Below are 16862 nucleotides of genomic sequence, written 5' to 3'. Positions count from 1 at the left end.
TGGATCCACTTCCCGTACGGTCAGGCCACGCCGCCGGGACGCTTCTTCTGCGGATAGAGCGATTCCCCGCGCGCCAGCATCTCCACGAAGTCAGTGATCCTCTTCGCGCGGGTGGCAGGCCGGACAGCGGAGTTGACCCGGTAAATCATTGCGAACCGGTTTGTCCCGGTGAGGACATCGAACATCGCCTGGGCGGCTGGAACCGCGGCGATGGCCGCCGCCAGGTCAGCCGGGACCTCCGCCACCGCCTGGCCGCCGTACGCATTGTCCCAGCGGCCATCGGCCTTCGCCGCATTCACGGCTGCCCAGCCGGCATCGGTCATCCGGCCTGCCGCGTCCAGGCGCGCCACATGGCCGACATTCCTGGCAGACCACGGGCTCCTGGGCCGGCGCGGTGTCATCCGCTGGAGCGACGTTTGCTCATCACGGCGGCGCGCCTGGCCATCGATCCAGCCGAAGCACAGGGCCTCATCCAGCGCCGCGGCGTAATCCAGTTCCGTCACGTTTCCGCCCTTCTTGTGCAGGACCAGCCACACCCCGGGACTGGTGCTGTGGTTTGCCTCCAGCCACCGGCGCCACGCCGCCGCGTCCGGCAGCAGCAGCTCCTCAAGTTCAACGGTCATGGCCCTATTCTGCCCCCGCATCACGGCACCACGGCAGCCCCTCTCCACAAGCGCCGGCGCCGTGGCATCATGGGCCTAGAGGTCCCTGGATACCGAGGATTAAGGAAACCAAGATGCTCCGTGTGCGCCCCCTCCACTTCACGTCCAGGCTGGATTCCTGGGGCAGGCTCCTCACCGCCCTGGGCATGGTCCGGACCGAGAACGACGCCGGCTGGCAGGTTTTCGACGCCGGGCTGGGACGCCTGGCCCTCCACGCCGTCCCCGAGGGGGCCGCGGAAGACGGCAGCACCGCGCTGGCAGTGGAGGTGGGGGACCTTGCGGAGTTCGCCCGGCGCACCAACCTGGCTGCTGCGGAAGATGGCACCACACCCGCAGAGCTGGTCGCCGCGGACCATGGCGACGCCTGCCGGATCACGGCTCCCGACGGTTTCAGCTTCCTTGCGGACAAAGCCGCCCACGGCGCCCAGTGTGCCGACGCCGATCCTGCCCTGGCCGTCGTCGGGGTCTGGTTCACGGAGGACCCCGCCTCTGCCTCCCGCACCCTGCAGCAGGTGGGCGCGCGTCCGCGTCCGGTTCCGGACCAGGACGACACCGCCGACTTCACCGCCAAGAACGGCGGGGTCCTGATGGTCCGGCCGGCCTCGGGGGCGCCGCGTTCCGGCCTGGGTTTTGAGTACGACGGCGGACTGGAACCTTTGCGGGAACGCCTCGCCTCAGCGGGTATCCAGGCCGGCATCACGGAGGAAGCCTTCGCGCGCACCCTCCACGTTGCCAACCCGGATGCCGGGGCAGCTGCGCACGTGCCGGCGACGCTCTGGATCTCCCAGCGTCACGCGTGACAGGACCTCCACGGGAAGGCCGGATGACCCGACGCATTCCGCCGGCAGCTGAGTTCCACCCGTCACGCAGCGTCCCATGGGGTAGAACTTAACCATGAACGTGCGCACCCCTGACCCGAATCCCGGCTGGCTCTCCGAAGAAGACCTCTTTGAGGCACGCGGGCGGCTGCCCATGGTCTATGTGGAGGCTGTGCCGGTCAGGCTGGACCCGCTGGGCTTCGTCAATGAGGTGGGAACCCTGCTCCAGGCGGATGAGGACGGGACCATGGTCCGCTCCCTGGTCTCGGGCCGCGTCATCTACCGCGAGACCATCCGCGCTGCCCTGCTGCGGCACATGGAAAAGGACCTGGGACCGCTGGCGTTCCCGCAGCTCCCCATCAGCCCGGTGCCCTTCACCGTGGCGGAATACTTTCCCGCACCGTCCCAGACCGGCTTCACGGACGAGCGGCAACACGCCGTGGCCTTGGCCTACGTCATCCCGGTCACGGGTGAATGCGAGCCCCGCCAGGACGCCCTGGAACTGACCTGGATGACCCCCGAGGAAGTCCTCAGCCCCGGCGTCCAGATGGAGTTCGTCGGCGGCCGCGGCAGCCTCATCCGCCAGGCGCTGGCCTTCGCCGGCGTCGGCTTCTGACACTCACGCCGGAACCTGGGGGTCCCCGATTTTAGGTGCCCGCCTTTGTAGACTGTAGGGCGGACCGCAAGAGAACTTAAGGACTCCCATGACCGAAACACCAGCCGCCAGGCACCATCTTGAACAGCAGGCTGGATCTCTGACCACCGGCACCCACATTGTCCTGCCCGACGGCGGGCGCACGGCGGAAGTCCACCAGGTCGAGCTGGAGCGGGACGACTTCGGAGCCCCCGCACTGGTGCTCGCCAGCCTTACCGGCGGCGGAACCCTGCGCATCGCGGTGGGCACCACCGTGACGGTGGTGGACGAAAACCCCGACGCCGTCACCCAGCTTCCGCGGGCGGCCCGCCCTGCGACTGGCTCGGGGCAGAAGGCAGGGCAAGACGCAGGGCAGGAGCAGCCCAGGCAGCTCCGCGAAGAGGCGGCGCCCGCTGCCGCCGCTCCCGCCGTCGTCGTTCCTCCCCTTCCGCCGGTCCCGCCGGCCCTCAGCGGACCCAGCGAAGAGGACCTGGCACTGATTCCCGCCCCGCAGGGCACCCCGGAGTCCGTTGTGGAAGCTGCCGCGGAGGCCCATCCTGACGCGATGGGCGTCCTGTTGCTGTCCGACCGGCTGGCCAAGGGCGTCAACTTCAAGTCCGGCAGCTGCCTGAAGGACCTGAGCGACCTCGCCCATGAGCTGTTCATCACCCTCAAGGACGCCGACGGCGCCCTGGCCGTGGCCGACCTCCTCAACGTCCTTCCCTTCGACGGGAATCCCGGCCGGTGGTCATCCGTGGAAGCATCCCTGGCGCTCTCCAGCTACATCTGCCGCCAGAACGGCCAGTCGGAACGGGCCGAGGTCTACGAAAAGCTGATCCGGACCCCGGAAAACCAGGAGACGGACCCATTCAAGGCCAGGATGGCTGCCAAGGTACGGCAGCGTTCCCTCAATGAGCCCAACCTGTACGACAAGGAAATTTTCCGCTCCATCGACAACTCCAACCATGACGCCGAACGCGAATGGCGGCTGCTGCGGCTCGAGTCCCTGCTGTTCCTGCGGGCCCACGGGGGCTCCGAAACCATCGGGATGGTCGAGCTGGAGCGGCGCATCAGCAACGAGCTTGAGGCCGTCCGCGCCTGACGCCGGACCCCTCCCGCCGGTACGGTGCCTGGTTGGGTAATTTGCCCCCTACCCGGCGCCGTGCCGGAGTTGTACATTCGGGGCTATGACGAACAATCTCAGCGTAGTGATCAACGCCGACGCGCCGCAGGTCTGGACCATGCTGCGGGAACCGTCCAAAGTAGCCCAGTGGCATGGCTGGCAGGCAGAAGACCTGGACTCCGAGATCAAGGAGATCTACTTTTCCGGCGATGTTGAGGAGTCCCCGGACCACACCAGCCTGACCGTCCACGGCGGGGACATCTTTGAGCTGAAACCCGTACCCAACGGAACGCAGGTCAGCGTGACCCGCGGGGCACTGGACCACGACTCCGAATGGGCTGCCTGGGACGAGGACATCACCCAGGGCTGGCTCACGTTCCTGCAGCAGCTCCGCTTCGCCCTGGAACGCCATCCGCACGGCAAACGACACACCCTCTTCCTGCATCTCACGGAAGGAGAGGGCTCCGCGATCGAGAAGCTCGGGCTGACCGACGTCCCGGCGCCGGGCGAAAACTACCAGGTGAAACTGGGGACCGGCGAGGAGATCAGCGGCAAGGTCTGGTACCGGACCAGCCACCAGGTGGGCCTCACTGTCCACAGCTATGCCGAGCATGGGGAGGGGCTCCTGGTGGTGGCCGACCACCCGGCGATCAAGGACGTGCGCGAGGAAGGCGAGGGCTCGCTGGTCATCGTCTCCACCTACGACCTGGGCGCCGCAAGGCTCGAATCCGTGCGCTCCTCCTGGGATGCCTGGCGGGCTGGGAACTACCCGGCATCCGAACCGGTCAGCTGACAGGGCCGGTTGCCGGGACGGGACGGAAAGCTGGCACACTGGTACGGTGCCAGCCAACCCTGCCCCAGCTCCTTTCCCTGCCGCCGCGGCTGAAACGGCCCTTACTGGAACGGCGCCGTGGACTGCGGCCGGCGCCGCGGCGGACCGGCAGTCGGAATTCTCCTTCCGGGTGGGCACCCGGCTCAGCGAGAACTGCCCGCCGACCGCTGCCCAGGTGGCTTCCAACGGCGGCCGGTTCCTGGGACGGACCGGGACCATCTCCACGCCGCACGGTGAAATCCAGACGCCCGCGTTCATCGCCGTCGGAACCAAAGCCACCGTCAAGGCGGTGCTGCCCGAAGCCGTGGCGGACCTGGGCGCGCAGGCCGTGCTGGCCAACGCCTACCACCTGTACCTGCAGCCCGGCGCGGACATTCTCGACGAGGCGGGCGGCCTTGGCGCATTCATGAACTGGTCCGGGCCCACGTTCACGGACTCTGGTGGATTCCAGGTGATGAGCCTGGGCTCGGGGTTCAAGAAGGTCATCGACATGAAAGCCGTGGATGCGTCCGGGCCGGATGACGCCGTCGCCCCCGGAAAGGAACGCCTGGCCCACATTGACGACGACGGCGTGTGGTTCAAGAGCCACCTCAACGGCGACAGGCACCGGTTCTCCCCCGAAATCTCCATGCAGGTGCAGCACCAGATCGGCGCGGACATCATGTTCGCCTTCGATGAGCTGACCACCCTGCAGAACTCCCGCAGGTACCAGGAGGAATCCCTCGAACGCACCCGCCTGTGGGCGTTGCGCTGCATCGAGGAGCACTTCCGGCTGACCTCGTCCCGGGCGGGCAAGCCGTACCAGGCCCTGTTCGGCGTGATCCAGGGTGCGCAGTACGAGGACCTGCGGCGCAAGGCGTGCCGGGACCTCGGCGCCATGCCGTTCGACGGGTTCGGCATCGGCGGGGCACTGGAGAAGGAGAACCTGGGCACCATTGTCCGGTGGTGCAACGAGGAACTGCCCGAGGACAAGCCGCGCCACCTGCTGGGCATCTCGGAACCGGACGACATCTTCACGGCTATCGAGAACGGCGCCGACACCTTCGACTGCGTCTCCCCCACCCGGGTGGCCCGCAATTCCGCCTTCTACACCCCGCAGGGACGCTTCAACCTCTCCGGCGCCAAGTACAAGCGCGACTTCGGCCCGCTCCAGGACGGGTGCGACTGCTACGCCTGCACCAACTACTCGCGGGCCTACATCCACCACCTCTTCAAGGCAAAGGAGATGCTCTCCGCCACGCTGATCTCCATCCACAACGAACGGTTCGTGGTGAAGATGGTGGACGACGCCCGCCTCGCCATCGAGGACGGGACCTTCTTCGATTTCAAGGCGGAGACCCTGGGGCAGTACTACTCCTGACCTGCCCGGAAGGCCGCCGTCGCCAGCTGTTCCGGTATCCTGACCCGATGCTGATCCAGATCCCCGCCGCCGACGGCACTGCCGAAGCCCTGGTGGCCCGCCCGTCCACGGGCAGCGGCCCGTTTCCCGGCGTCATCCTGTACATGGACGCCTTTGGCCTGCGCCCGCGCATAGAGGACATGGCCCAGCGCGTCGCCGACTGGGGCTATGTGGTCCTGGCACCGAACGTCTTCTACCGCGAAGGGACGGCCGCGGAGCTGGCACCGCGCGGTGACATGACCACGCCGGAGGGCAGGCAGGCGGCCGGCAAGGCGGCCTTTCCCCGGGTGGGGCGCCTCACCACGGACAAGGCGCTGCCGGACATTGACGCCTGGGTGGCGGCCCTTGGAACGCTCGACGGCGTTGCGCCGGGTCCCATCGGCACGTTCGGCTACTGCATGGGAGCCAGGCTGGCGGTGCGCACCGCCACGGCCCACCCGGACGTGGTGGCAGCCTGTGGCGGATTCCATGGCGGCGGTCTTGCCACAGACGAGCCGGACAGCCCGCATCTGGGGCTGGACAGGGCAACGGCACGGTTCGTGTTCGGCCACGCCGACCACGACCAGAGCATGGGCCCCGACGCCGTGGCCCGGCTGGGTAAGGCCCTCGACGCGGCCGGCCTTGCGTCATCCAACGAGGTCTACAAGGGCGCATCGCATGGCTACTCGATGGCCGACACCTCTGCCTTCCACGCGAAGGCCACGGAACGGCACTTCCGGGAACTGCGGGCCCTGCTCGACGGGACGCTCAAGGGCGGCGCCTAAGCTGCGTTCGTCACCGCTGCCGCCGGGGCACCGTAGCTCGGTTCGCGCTTCTTCACCCAGCGGATCACCAGCGACGTTACGGGGACCAGGATGAACTCCACCAGGGTCTTGTACACAAAGCCAACCACCACGTAGTTCACAAAGGTCGCGGCGTCGGTTATTCCGATGACCGAGGCGGCGATGCTGCAGAAGATCAGCGTGTCCACGAACTCGCCGGCCACCGAGGAGCCCATGATGCGGGCCCACAGGGACTTCTCGCCGGAGCGTGCCTTCATCCGCACCATGATCCAGGAGTTGATGGTCTGCCCGGCCAGGAACGCCAGCAGCGACGCCAGCACGATCTGCGGGACGGGACCGAGCGCGCCCTCCAGTGCTGCCTGCTTGGACATTCCGAACTCGTCGTCGAATCCGGGCAGGGCGATGATCGCCCAGTAGCAGAGTGATGCGAAGACGGACAGCCCGAAGGTGGTGAGGATGGCTTTGCGTGCCACCCTGAAGCCGTAGACCTCGCTGATGACGTCGCCAAGGATGTACGCCAGCGGGAAGAGGAAGAAGCCGCCGTCGGTGATGATCGGCCCGATGGCCACTCCCTTGGACGCCCCGATGTTGGACAGGATCAGCACCACCGCCATGATGGCCAGCATGATGCCGAAGTACGGGGACCCGATCGAGGCGAACCGTGGGCGGTCCGGAACTGGAGGGTTTTGGGGCATGGTGTGGTGGCCTGAAGCTGGGGTCATGGCGGAGGTCCGTTCGTAGTGGTTCGCTCGGCGCCCGGGGAGCGGGAACACCGGCTGTATTAGCACTGTTCCCCCATTCTCCCACTGTGCGGGAGAATGCCGTGCGGCGGCGTGATGGGCCCAATCTGAACGCGTTCAAATCTGTGGTAGTTTTCTTGAACACGTTCAATTTCGAGGAAAGCCCATGACCGTAAAGAGCGAGCAGACGCGACAGCTGGTGGCCGGCGTCGCACTGCGCATGTTCCGGGAAATCGGCTTCGCCAAGACCACCATGCGGGCCATCGCAGCCGAGGCGGGCGTCTCGGTGGGCAACGCCTACTACTACTTCGCGTCCAAGGACGATCTGGTGCAGGAGCTGTATCTGCAGGTACAGGCTGAGCACGCGGCCAGGGCGGCCGAAGCGCTCAAGGACGCTGCCGACCTCACCAGCCGGCTTAGGGCCACCCTTCACACGGGCCTAGACGCCATGGCCCCCTACCACCGGTTTGGCGGCGACTTCATAGCCACCGCCATCCGCCCGACGTCCCCGGTCAATCCCTTCGCCGCCGGATCAACCGCAGCGCGCGAAGCCTCGCTGGACATCTTCCGCACAGCGGTTGAGGCCGCGAAACCGCCGGCACCGAAAAAGCTCAGGTCCGATCTTCCGGAACTGCTGTGGCTTTTCTACATGGCCGTCACCCTCTTCTGGGTCTACGACACCTCCGATGGGCAGCAGCGGACCAGGCGCCTGGTGGACGGCGCCGTCCCGCTGATCACACGGGGACTCTCGTTGGCCCGGGTTCCCGGTATGGGCAGGATCCTGGACGACTTCCTGAGCCTGAGCCGCAGCATCCGTGGCTGACGATCGAAACAACACAGTTGGGGGGACCATGAGCGGCACAAGAACGGTGGTACTGGCCGGAGCTTCCGGATTCATCGGCAGGTATTTCCGGGCCCGGTTCGAGAAGGACGGCTGGTCGGTGCGCACCATTGGCCGCAAAGGCGCCAAGGGGTCGCCGTCGGCCACGTGGGATGACGGCGACGCCCGCCTGGCCCGGGTGCTGGACGGTGCGGAGCTCCTCGTGAACCTCGCGGGACGCTCCGTCTCCTGCCGCTACAGCGCCCGGAACAAGGCCGCCATACGGAAGTCCCGCGTTTCCACTACAGCGGCACTAGGCCGTGCCGTCGCACTGTGCCGGCAGCCGCCGTCGACCTGGCTCAATGCGAGCACCGGCACCATCTACCGCCATGCCATGGATGGCCCGCAAACCGAACGTGACGGCGAACCGGGCACGGGATTTTCAGTGGACGTTGCCCGCGCGTGGGAAGCCGAACTTGCAGCCGCCGTTACCCCGGGGACGCGTAAGATCCCGTTGCGGATCTCGATCGTCCTGGGCCCCGGAGGAGGAGCACTGCGGCCCTTCGCCACCCTTGCCCGGCTGGGCCTGGGCGGCCGGATGGGCCCCGGCACGCAGAAGTTCAGCTGGATCCATGTGGAGGACCTTTACCGGTGCGTGCGCTTCGTGCATGCCCGGAAGGACCTCAGCGGCCCCGTGAATGTTGCGTCTCCGGATGTGGTGGACAACCGCGAGCTGATGCGCATGGTCCGCCGGGCCTATCGAGCCAGGTTCGGCATCCCCACTCCGGCCTGGCTGCTGCGGCTGGGAGCCATCCTGATCCGGACGGAGGCGGAACTGGTCCTGAAGAGCCGCTGGGTCCAGCCGGAGAAGCTGCTGGACGCGGGCTTCGTCTACAGCCAGCCCGAACTGGGCCGAGCGCTTCAGCAGATCGCCAGGGGCGCATGAGCCGGACGCGCAGGGTGACTTTCGGCCCCGCCGCGGCCTTGGAACCCTGACCAGCAGCACGGCCACATGCTGTACAGCACCACAAAGCGGGCGTTCGACGCCGGATGGCAGGATGGTGCCATGACTTCCGCTTCCCTTGACGCCCAGTCCCCCGCTGACACTCCCGCCGTCGTCCTGACCATCGCCGGTTCCGAAGCCACTGGCGGCGCCGGCGCCCAGGCCGACCTGAAGACGTTCCAGGAGCTCGGCGTCTTTGGCATCGCCAACCTGACCTGCATCGTCTCGTTCAACCCGAACGACGACTGGAACCACCGCTTTGTCCCGGTGGACCAGCAGGTTATCGCGGACCAGCTGGAGGCGACCACGGCGGCGTACGGTCCGGCCCCGGACGGGCAGTCCGTGCCCGGCCGGCCGGTGCTGGACACCGTCAAGATCGGGATGCTGGGAAGCCCCGCCACCATCGCCACCGTGGCCGATGCCCTGGGCGGAAACCGGTTTGGGAACGTTGTCCTCGACCCGGTCCTGATCTGCAAGGGCCAGGAGCCGGGGCATGCCCTTGATACGGACCAGGCCCTCAAGGCGCAGATCCTGCCGCTGGCCACCTTTGTCACGCCCAACCACTTTGAAGCCGAGTCGCTGTCCGGCCTGGAAATCACCGACGTCGAGTCCCTCAAGGCTGCCGCTATCCGCATCCACGAACTCAGCGGTGCAGCTGTGCTCGCAAAGGGTGGTGTACGGCTGGAAGGCCCGGACGCCGTCGACGTCTTCTACGACGGTGAAACCCTGGAAGTGCTGAGCGCGCCCAAGGTGGGCGAGGTGGCCGTTTCCGGCGCCGGCTGCTCGCTGGCGGCCGCAGTGACTGCCGAACTCGCCAAGGGCGCGTCGCCTCTTGACGCTGCCCGCACCGCCAAGGAGTTTGTCACCGCGGGGATCCGGAACCGCGTGGCCTCCGGCGCCCCGTTTGATGCACTGTGGCAGGGCGGCGCCCGCTAGTTTCGCCGCCCAACCCCGGACGCTCTCTCACTTAATGCGCGTTTTTCCGGACGCTCTCTCACTTAATGCGCGTTTTTCCGGAACCCTCTTGCACTGCGCGCGAGAGGGTTCCGGCTTTTCCTGCATTAGCTGATGGAGCGTCGTCTGGGAGGGGGACGGCGGCGGACCGATCCCACGACGTTCACCTGGGGTCGGCCACAGTTCCCATGAACAGCGGCAGCCCGGTTTCGCCGTGAACGATCTGGTAGTGGAACGGCCGGTCGAACTCGATGGTCCGCTCGGGCTCTGGTGGAGCGCTGGTGGCCTCTCCGTTGATCTGGGTCACAGCGGCGGCAATGGTGCCCTTTTCGGCCACCGTGATGTTGGCAGCCTGGGCGGCCTGGGTAATCATCATCTGCGGCTGGATGTTGTTGAAGTCTTCCGTGGTGCCGAGCATGTTCTCCAGTCCCAGCGCCTCGAAGACCTTGCGGAGATCAAAACTGGACCTGTGGTCCCAGCGGGGCAGCTGGATCTGGACTGATTCGGGCCGGGCAGTATCGAACGTGTCCGCGATTTCCGTCAGTTTCTCCGCGTCGAAGGCCGCAGGGGCGGGAGTGTCACGGGAAGCGGCCGTGCCGTCGGGAGCGGTGTTCCCGTCGGGCAGGACCAGCCGCATGACGAAACCGTCGGCATAGGGAAGATCCACACCCTGCCAGCCGGTGCCTTCCGCATATTTCATCGTGAGTTCGTTGTGCATGGCCGGCACGTCGATTTCCTCCCCCGCGGCTGTGGTGAAGGGCAGGTCAGAGGTGGCGTTCGGATCGAACGGTGTGCTCCAGGCAGAGGCGAAGTACAACGAGTTGAGCAGGCTGAAAGTGTTCTTTGGGCTGTACTCCGCCGGGGCTTCCTTGATCCTGCCGCCGGTGTTCCTGTTCACCCAGGCATCGATGGCAGGCTTGGTTGCACCCTCATCGCTGAAATCCACGGGATACACGCCGGTTCCATAGTGCCGAGCCAGGGTGTCCAGGAAGGGCTGTCCGGCAGGCACGTCCTTGTCGACGAACAGCCCGTTGGCCGGGTGCATGACCGGCTTCCGCGGCGGGTTGTCCTCATCCACCGCGCCAGGGTCACCGTCAAACTCTTCGAGCGACCGAAGGACCGAGTTCATGGTTTCATCCCTGTTCTCAGCAGGAAATTGCAGGATGCTGTCCATCTCGGCCGCGGTCTTACCGGTGGCACCTGCACGGAGCATGGCGAGGGCAATCAGGAGGCTCCCGGGCGAGGACACCACATTCCCGTTTGAGCCGTCGCCGCCGTCGGCCAGCAATGCTTCGCCGAGGAAGAACGCGGACGCCCGGAAGGAGCGCAGTTCAGCGGCGTAGTCCGCACGGTCCACCGATACCCGCTCGACGCCGTCGGCCGTGAGAAGCTCCGGGAGCGCCGGCGGCGGGGCTGGCGCCCCACAGCCTGCCAGTCCCATCACAGCACCCAACGCAATCATCCGCTGAAAACGAAACACCTCTGTTGCCTCCCCCGGCACGCCGCGGGCGGGAATCCTCCGCCTCCTCCCAGTGAAACAGCGACGGCGGCGGAGGACCATGCCGGCAGGATCACGCTTTGCACTCGATTTGGTCTCGCGCGCGCCGGAGGCCCGCCGGACGGTCTCTCACTTAACGCAAGAAAACCCGGTACGCCCTATCACAAGGTCGCCCGCAGGGCCCGGCTTCCGGGCTTTCCACATACAGCTTTTATGTTCTGGCGGTGCGGGATGCTGCCTCCCTACGTTTGAGCTAATCGGAAACAGCAAGCGAGATGAGGATCAAGGTGGCACGAAAGCAGGGACGGCAGGCGGCACGAACGAATCATGTGCGGAACCAACCAGGTGACCCGTTCAAAGCCTCCGCGCCGCAAGTGGCCACCCCTTCATCGGGCAACGTCCGGGAGTTGGAAACCCTGGCCCCGGCCTTCATCTGCTGGTACGTCCAGCGCCCCTTCAGCACAGACGTGGAAGAGGTGCTGGCGAGCCTGAAGCTCTTCTTCCGCTTCTACCCTGAGTCTGGTGAAAAGCGTTCCATCACTGCCCTCGACCCGGCCGAGGTCGCAGCAAGATTGGCGTCCCTCATCATCCATACCGTCTATGAAGGCATCGTGGCCACCTATTCGCTGACGACGTTCCTGCGCTTTCTCCACGATTCCGGCCGGTGGTCCGGCAAGCCGGAATCGTACCGGGCAGTAAGCGGCATCCTGACGGACATCATCTGCCTGGACATGCGCTCGGCACCCGGCGGCGCGGAGACGGCTAACGTCGCCACGACTGCCCCCGCTGGCTAGCTCCCCGAGTGCGCCTGAAGGAAGCTGTACACCTCGGTCTCGTCCACACCGGGGAAGGCCCCGGGCGGCATTGCGGCCAGCAGGTGCGAATGGGCACGCGCGGAAGGCCATGCATTACCGGCCCAGTGCGACGCAAGCTCGGCTGGCGGTCGCTTGCAGCAGTTTGGATCCGGGCAGGTGGACTTGGCCCTTGCCGTCGTCTCCCGCCCCCGGAACCATTTCACGTGCTGGTACGGGACCCCGATGCTCAGCGAAAACTCCCCGGTGGCGGAGCGTTCGGTGCGGGCGGTGCACCAGTAAGTCCCCGAGGGCGTGTCGGTGTACTGGCTGTAGGCACTGAATTTGTCCGGGACGTCGAACACTGCCCGGGACGTCCACGCCTTGCATGACGGCTGGCCCTCGATGGCGCCGGTGTGGTCCTGGGGGAACGCCACGCCGTCGTTCTCGTAGGCCTTGTAGATGATCCCGCTCTGGTGGGTCTTCTGGAAGTGCGTGGTGATGCCCAGGTGCTGGGTGGCCAAGTTGGTAAACCGGTGGGCGGCCGTTTCGTAGGACACGGCAAAAGCATCGCGGATGTCTTCCACCGCGATCTCCTTGGCGGCCTTGGCCTTGTGCAGGAATTCCATGGTGGCCTGCTCGGGGAGCAGGAGTGCGGCGGCAAAATAGTTTGTTGCCACGCGCTGGGCCAGGAAGTCGCCGTAATTCTTCGGGGTTTCATGGCCCAGGACGTAGTGGCCCAGCGCCTGCAACAGCACCGACCGGGGGTCATGGTCCGTCCGCTGGTTCTGGGTGAGGTAAATTCTGCGGTTCTTCAGGTCGGTCACGGACCGCGTTGAATGCGGCAGGTCACCCACGTGGTGGAGCGTGAATCCAAGATTCTCGGCGATGTCCGCGATGACGTGCTGACTGAGCGGACCGGCGGCGTAGCCCACGGCCTTAAGGACCTTCTGCGCCTCGGCCTCGTACTCCGGGAAATAGTTGCCGCGTTCACGCATCATCGCCCGCAGTTCGCCATTCGCCCGGCGGGCTTCCTCTGGGGTGGCCACCTGCTCGTTCATCTTGCGTTCCAGCTCATGCAGCAGGCCCACCTGGGCCTCCAGCACATCCAGCGGAAGCCGCGAACTGATGCGGATTTTGGGCAGGTTCAGCGTCTCGTACAGCGGGCTGCGCTGGTAGCGTTCCAGCTCGATCTCCAGGGCAGCTCGGCGGCTGGGCGGCTCGGCACCAAGAAGCTGGTCGATGCTGACGTTGAGCGCGGAGGCCAGGTGCTGGAGCAGCCCCAGCTTGGGTTCCCGCCTTCCGTTCTCGATCAGGCTCAGTTGGCTGGGCGCCGTGCCGACGGCGGCGCTGAGGTCATCGAGGGTCAGTCCAGCCTGCTTGCGCAGATGCCTGACCCGCCGGCCGAGGCTGATGACGTCCAGGCCGGCGGACGCGGCGGAGGGTGCTTGCGGCGTGACTTCTCTGTTCCAGCTTCCAGGCGTCATTTCTGAAGGATACGTGAAGAAGTGCATTTCTTTCCATACTTTTTCTCTAGAAAGGTGCTTGAAAGTGCTGAAAAGTAGTGATCACGGAAAGAAACACCGCACCGGAAGCCGGCGGGAACTGCAAAGGCGCAGTTCCCGCCTACCGATTCCGGAGCTCAATCAAGGAGATCAACGATGACTGCAGCATTTGAGCCCACCCAGCAGACGCCCGCAGAGCAGGCCGCCGCCCTGGAGCTCGAGTGGGCCGCCAACCCGCGCTGGGAAGGTGTGACCCGGGACTACAAGGCTTCCGATGTCGTCCGCCTCCGCGGCCGCGTCTCCGAAGAGCACACCCTGGCCCGCCGCGGCTCGGAGAAGCTGTGGAAGCAGCTCACCGAAGAGCACAAGACCGGCGGCTACACCAACGCCCTCGGCGCCCTCACCGGCAACCAGGCCGTGCAGCAGGTAAAAGCCGGCCTCCGCGCCATCTACCTCTCGGGCTGGCAGGTCGCAGCCGACGCCAATAACTCCGGCCACACCTACCCGGACCAGTCGCTCTACCCGGCCAACTCGGTTCCCACGGTGGTCCGCCGCATCAACAACGCCCTCCTCCGGGCGGACCAGATCGAGTTCTCCGAAGGCATCCAGACCGTCGAGGACTGGATGGTCCCGATCGTTGCTGACGCCGAGGCAGGCTTTGGCGGGCCGCTCAACGCCTACGAACTGATGAAGTCCATGATCCAGGCCGGCGCCTCAGGCGTTCACTGGGAGGACCAGCTCGCGTCCGAGAAGAAGTGCGGCCACCTCGGCGGCAAGGTGCTGATCCCCACCCAGCAGCACGTCCGCACCCTGAACGCGGCCCGCCTCGCAGCCGACGTCGCCGGCACCCCGTCCGTGGTCATCGCCCGCACCGACGCCGAGGCAGCCACCCTGATCACCTCCGACGTCGACGAGCGCGACCAGGAATTCATCACCGGCGAGCGCACCGCCGAAGGCTTCTACAAGGTCCGCAACGGCATCGAACCCTGCATCGCCCGCGCCAAGGCCTACGCCCCGTACTCCGACCTCATCTGGATGGAAACGGGCACCCCGGACCTCGAACTTGCCCGCAAGTTCGCCGAGGCCGTCAAGGCCGAGTTCCCGGACCAGATGCTCTCCTACAACTGCTCGCCGTCGTTCAACTGGCGCAAGCACCTGGACGACGCCACCATCGCCAAGTTCCAGCGTGAACTCGGCGCCATGGGCTTCACGTTCCAGTTCATCACCCTGGCCGGTTTCCACGCCCTGAACTACTCGATGTTCGATCTCGCCCACGGCTACGCCCGGGAAGGCATGAGCGCCTACGTCGAGCTCCAGGAGAAGGAATTCGCCTCCGAATCCCGCGGCTACACCGCAACCAAGCACCAGCGCGAAGTCGGCACCGGCTACTTCGACGACATCGCCACTGCGCTCAACCCGAACGCATCCACCCTCGCACTGGTCGGATCGACCGAAGAGGGCCAGTTCCACTAAATCTTTCCCAAGTAAGTAGCAGTAGGTGTCGTTTTGAGGGCTCAAAACGACACCTACTGCTACCCAGATGGGCCATGCACCAGGAGACCGAGATGAACAGCTTTACTGACAGTTTCACGATCAATGGAATCACCATGACTGCCCAGCCGATTTGCCGGCAGGACGAAGTGCTGACACCGGATGCCTTGGCTTTCATTGCCAAGCTGCACAGGACGACGGCGGCCCGGCGGCAGGAGCTGCTGCAGGCACGCCGGACGCGGCGGGCGGAGATCGCTGCCGGGCAGGACCCGCGGTTCCTCCGCGAGACCGAGGAAATCCGCAACGACCCGTCCTGGCGCGTCGCTCCCCCGGCCCCGGGGCTGGAGGACCGCCGCGTGGAAATCACCGGTCCGGTGGACAAGAAGATGACCATCAACGCCCTGAATTCCGGGGCCAAGGTGTGGCTCGCGGACATGGAGGACTCCTCCACCCCTACCTGGCGGAATGTCATCAAGGGCCAGCTGAACCTCACCGATGCCCTGGAGCGGCGCATCGACTTCACCTCCCCCGAGGGCAAGGAATACAAGCTCCGCCCCGCCGGCGACCTCCCCACCATCGTGGTCCGCCCCCGCGGCTGGCACCTACCCGAGAAGCACATGCTGATCGACGGCGAACCCATCGCCGGCGGCATCGTGGACTTCGGCCTGTTCTTCTTCCACAACGCCCGCCGCCTCCTGGCCCAGGGCAAAGGCCCGTACTTCTACCTGCCGAAAATCGAGAACCACCTCGAAGCCCGCCTGTGGAACGACATCTTCATCCTGGCCCAGGACCTGCTCGGCATTCCGCAGGGCACCATCCGCGCCACCGTGCTGATCGAAACCATCACCGCGGCCTTCGAAATGGAGGAGATCCTCTACGAACTGCGGGACCACGCCGCCGGACTCAACGCCGGCCGCTGGGACTACATCTTCTCCCTCATCAAGAACTTCCGCACCCGCGGCCCGCGCTTCGTCCTGCCGGACCGCAGCCAGGTGACCATGACCCAGCCCTTCATGCGGGCCTACACCGAACAGCTGGTCCGTGCCTGCCACAAGCGCGGCGCCATGGCCATCGGCGGCATGGCCGCAGCTGTCCCCAACCGCAAGGACGAAGCCGCCAACACCAACGCCCTCGAAAAGGTCCGTGCGGACAAGACCCGCGAGGCCAACGACGGCTTCGACGGCTCCTGGGTGGCCCACCCTGACCTGGTGCCCGTTTGCCGCGAGGTGTTCGACAGCATCCTGGGCAGCAAGCCCAACCAGCTGGACCGCACCCGCGAGGACGTGGTCCCCGACGACCGGGCCCTCATCAACGTTGCCGCCACCACCGGCACCATCACCGAACAGGGCATCCGGAACAACATCGAAGTGGGCATCCGCTACATCGAATCCTGGCTCCGCGGCAACGGCGCGGTGGCCATCCACAACCTCATGGAGGACGCCGCCACCGCGGAAATCTCCCGCTCGCAGCTCTGGCAGTGGATGTTCGCCAGCGCCATCACGGACCGCGGGGAAATCGTCACCCACCACTGGATCGAGGAACTCCTGGACGAGGAATTCGCGCGGCTGGAACGCTTCGACGGCGACCGCTTCGAGGACGCCCGCGACATCTTCGAGGAGGTCACCATGGCCCGGGACTTCCCGTCCTTCCTCACCCTGCCCGCCTACGCGCGGTACCTGACAGAGGCCCGCGAGAAGGCCACGGTCGAGGAACTCGCCGCCGCATAACCAGAATTCCGTTCGCCGGGCCGGCACGCCCTCCGCAACAGGCCCCTCCGAAATCCGGAGGGCTGGCCCGGCGACGGAACACC

At 66.2% G+C, this 16862-nt stretch carries 16 protein-coding genes; 12 read left to right on the top strand and 4 right to left on the bottom strand.

Annotation, left to right across the window (positions count from 1 at the left end):
* Positions 1-20: 20 nt before the first annotated feature.
* On the bottom strand, positions 21-623 hold the full coding sequence (locus HTS88_RS15855; protein ID WP_174180012.1) for a YdeI/OmpD-associated family protein: 603 nt from the start codon (positions 621-623) through the stop codon (positions 21-23).
* 113 nt (positions 624-736) lie between these two features.
* Here HTS88_RS15855 and HTS88_RS15850 point away from each other — a divergent pair, with 113 nt between their 5' ends.
* The 6 genes from HTS88_RS15850 (at position 737) to HTS88_RS15825 (ending at position 6232) form a co-directional block, all read left to right on the top strand.
* Positions 737-1462, top strand: a complete 726-nt coding sequence (locus HTS88_RS15850) for a VOC family protein (RefSeq protein ID WP_174180010.1) — start codon at positions 737-739, stop codon at positions 1460-1462.
* A gap of 94 nt (positions 1463-1556) precedes the next feature.
* Positions 1557-2096, top strand: coding sequence for an NUDIX hydrolase family protein (locus tag HTS88_RS15845; RefSeq protein ID WP_066273708.1), 540 nt, complete (start codon positions 1557-1559; stop codon positions 2094-2096).
* A gap of 88 nt (positions 2097-2184) precedes the next feature.
* The gene (locus tag HTS88_RS15840; RefSeq protein ID WP_174180008.1) at positions 2185-3216 is read left to right on the top strand and encodes a DUF6707 family protein; all 1032 of its coding nucleotides are present in this window, start codon (positions 2185-2187) and stop codon (positions 3214-3216) included.
* An 85-nt stretch (positions 3217-3301) separates the two neighbouring features.
* On the top strand, positions 3302-4030 hold the full coding sequence (locus HTS88_RS15835; protein WP_174180006.1) for an SRPBCC family protein: 729 nt from the start codon (positions 3302-3304) through the stop codon (positions 4028-4030).
* Between the two features lie 46 nt (positions 4031-4076).
* Positions 4077-5429 (top strand): tRNA guanosine(34) transglycosylase Tgt, encoded by a 1353-nt coding sequence (tgt, locus tag HTS88_RS15830; protein ID WP_374724857.1) that lies wholly within the window; start codon positions 4077-4079, stop codon positions 5427-5429.
* A gap of 47 nt (positions 5430-5476) precedes the next feature.
* Entirely contained in the window at positions 5477-6232 is a 756-nt protein-coding gene (locus tag HTS88_RS15825; protein WP_174180004.1) for a dienelactone hydrolase family protein, read from the top strand.
* Here HTS88_RS15825 and HTS88_RS15820 read toward each other — a convergent pair.
* Positions 6229-6972: a queuosine precursor transporter gene (locus tag HTS88_RS15820; protein ID WP_174180002.1), complete on the bottom strand. Its 744-nt coding sequence runs from the start codon at positions 6970-6972 to the stop codon at positions 6229-6231. The two genes, HTS88_RS15825 and HTS88_RS15820, sit on opposite strands and share 4 nt — an antisense overlap.
* A gap of 184 nt (positions 6973-7156) precedes the next feature.
* Here HTS88_RS15820 and HTS88_RS15815 point away from each other — a divergent pair, with 184 nt between their 5' ends.
* The 3 genes from HTS88_RS15815 (at position 7157) to HTS88_RS15805 (ending at position 9749) form a co-directional block, all read left to right on the top strand.
* Positions 7157-7813, top strand: coding sequence for a TetR/AcrR family transcriptional regulator (locus HTS88_RS15815; RefSeq protein ID WP_174180000.1), 657 nt, complete (start codon positions 7157-7159; stop codon positions 7811-7813).
* Positions 7814-7841: 28 nt separating this feature from the next.
* The gene (locus HTS88_RS15810; RefSeq protein WP_174179999.1) at positions 7842-8756 is read left to right on the top strand and encodes a TIGR01777 family oxidoreductase; all 915 of its coding nucleotides are present in this window, start codon (positions 7842-7844) and stop codon (positions 8754-8756) included.
* 120 nt (positions 8757-8876) lie between these two features.
* Entirely contained in the window at positions 8877-9749 is an 873-nt protein-coding gene (locus HTS88_RS15805; protein ID WP_174179997.1) for a hydroxymethylpyrimidine/phosphomethylpyrimidine kinase, read from the top strand.
* 181 nt (positions 9750-9930) lie between these two features.
* Here HTS88_RS15805 and HTS88_RS15800 read toward each other — a convergent pair whose 3' ends face one another.
* Positions 9931-11208: a serpin family protein gene (locus tag HTS88_RS15800; RefSeq protein ID WP_174180070.1), complete on the bottom strand. Its 1278-nt coding sequence runs from the start codon at positions 11206-11208 to the stop codon at positions 9931-9933.
* A 431-nt stretch (positions 11209-11639) separates the two neighbouring features.
* Between HTS88_RS15800 and HTS88_RS15795 the strand changes: the two genes are divergently transcribed.
* Positions 11640-12059: a BTB/POZ domain-containing protein gene (locus tag HTS88_RS15795; RefSeq protein ID WP_174179995.1), complete on the top strand. Its 420-nt coding sequence runs from the start codon at positions 11640-11642 to the stop codon at positions 12057-12059.
* Here the strand turns inward: HTS88_RS15795 and HTS88_RS15790 are convergent.
* Positions 12056-13570, bottom strand: a complete 1515-nt coding sequence (locus HTS88_RS15790) for an XRE family transcriptional regulator (RefSeq protein ID WP_174179993.1) — start codon at positions 13568-13570, stop codon at positions 12056-12058. The genes HTS88_RS15795 and HTS88_RS15790 overlap by 4 nt on opposite strands.
* Positions 13571-13717: 147 nt before the next feature.
* On the opposite strand from HTS88_RS15790, the gene aceA reads away from it, so the two are divergent.
* Positions 13718-15034, top strand: coding sequence for an isocitrate lyase (gene aceA, locus HTS88_RS15785; RefSeq protein WP_174179991.1), 1317 nt, complete (start codon positions 13718-13720; stop codon positions 15032-15034).
* Positions 15035-15126: 92 nt separating this feature from the next.
* Positions 15127-16779 (top strand): malate synthase A, encoded by a 1653-nt coding sequence (gene aceB / locus HTS88_RS15780; protein ID WP_174179989.1) that lies wholly within the window; start codon positions 15127-15129, stop codon positions 16777-16779.
* Positions 16780-16862 lie beyond the last annotated feature (83 nt).

This window comes from Pseudarthrobacter oxydans, from assembly GCF_013314975.1.
GTDB classification, from domain to species: Bacteria; Actinomycetota; Actinomycetes; order Actinomycetales; family Micrococcaceae; genus Arthrobacter; species Arthrobacter oxydans.
This window is presented reverse-complemented; position numbering and strand designations above follow the sequence as displayed.

Coding starts and splice junctions, on each gene's coding strand:
- HTS88_RS15790 (WP_174179993.1), bottom strand. CDS start 13,570: ATGCACTTCTTCACGTATCCTTCAGAAATGACGCCTGGAAGCTGGAAC.
- HTS88_RS15825 (WP_174180004.1), top strand. CDS start 5,477: ATGCTGATCCAGATCCCCGCCGCCGACGGCACTGCCGAAGCCCTGGTG.
- aceB (WP_174179989.1), top strand. CDS start 15,127: ATGAACAGCTTTACTGACAGTTTCACGATCAATGGAATCACCATGACT.
- HTS88_RS15810 (WP_174179999.1), top strand. CDS start 7,842: ATGAGCGGCACAAGAACGGTGGTACTGGCCGGAGCTTCCGGATTCATC.
- HTS88_RS15815 (WP_174180000.1), top strand. CDS start 7,157: ATGACCGTAAAGAGCGAGCAGACGCGACAGCTGGTGGCCGGCGTCGCA.
- HTS88_RS15800 (WP_174180070.1), bottom strand. CDS start 11,208: ATGGGACTGGCAGGCTGTGGGGCGCCAGCCCCGCCGCCGGCGCTCCCG.
- HTS88_RS15840 (WP_174180008.1), top strand. CDS start 2,185: ATGACCGAAACACCAGCCGCCAGGCACCATCTTGAACAGCAGGCTGGA.
- HTS88_RS15855 (WP_174180012.1), bottom strand. CDS start 623: ATGACCGTTGAACTTGAGGAGCTGCTGCTGCCGGACGCGGCGGCGTGG.
- HTS88_RS15835 (WP_174180006.1), top strand. CDS start 3,302: ATGACGAACAATCTCAGCGTAGTGATCAACGCCGACGCGCCGCAGGTC.
- HTS88_RS15850 (WP_174180010.1), top strand. CDS start 737: ATGCTCCGTGTGCGCCCCCTCCACTTCACGTCCAGGCTGGATTCCTGG.
- HTS88_RS15820 (WP_174180002.1), bottom strand. CDS start 6,972: ATGACCCCAGCTTCAGGCCACCACACCATGCCCCAAAACCCTCCAGTT.
- HTS88_RS15845 (WP_066273708.1), top strand. CDS start 1,557: ATGAACGTGCGCACCCCTGACCCGAATCCCGGCTGGCTCTCCGAAGAA.
- aceA (WP_174179991.1), top strand. CDS start 13,718: ATGACTGCAGCATTTGAGCCCACCCAGCAGACGCCCGCAGAGCAGGCC.
- HTS88_RS15805 (WP_174179997.1), top strand. CDS start 8,877: ATGACTTCCGCTTCCCTTGACGCCCAGTCCCCCGCTGACACTCCCGCC.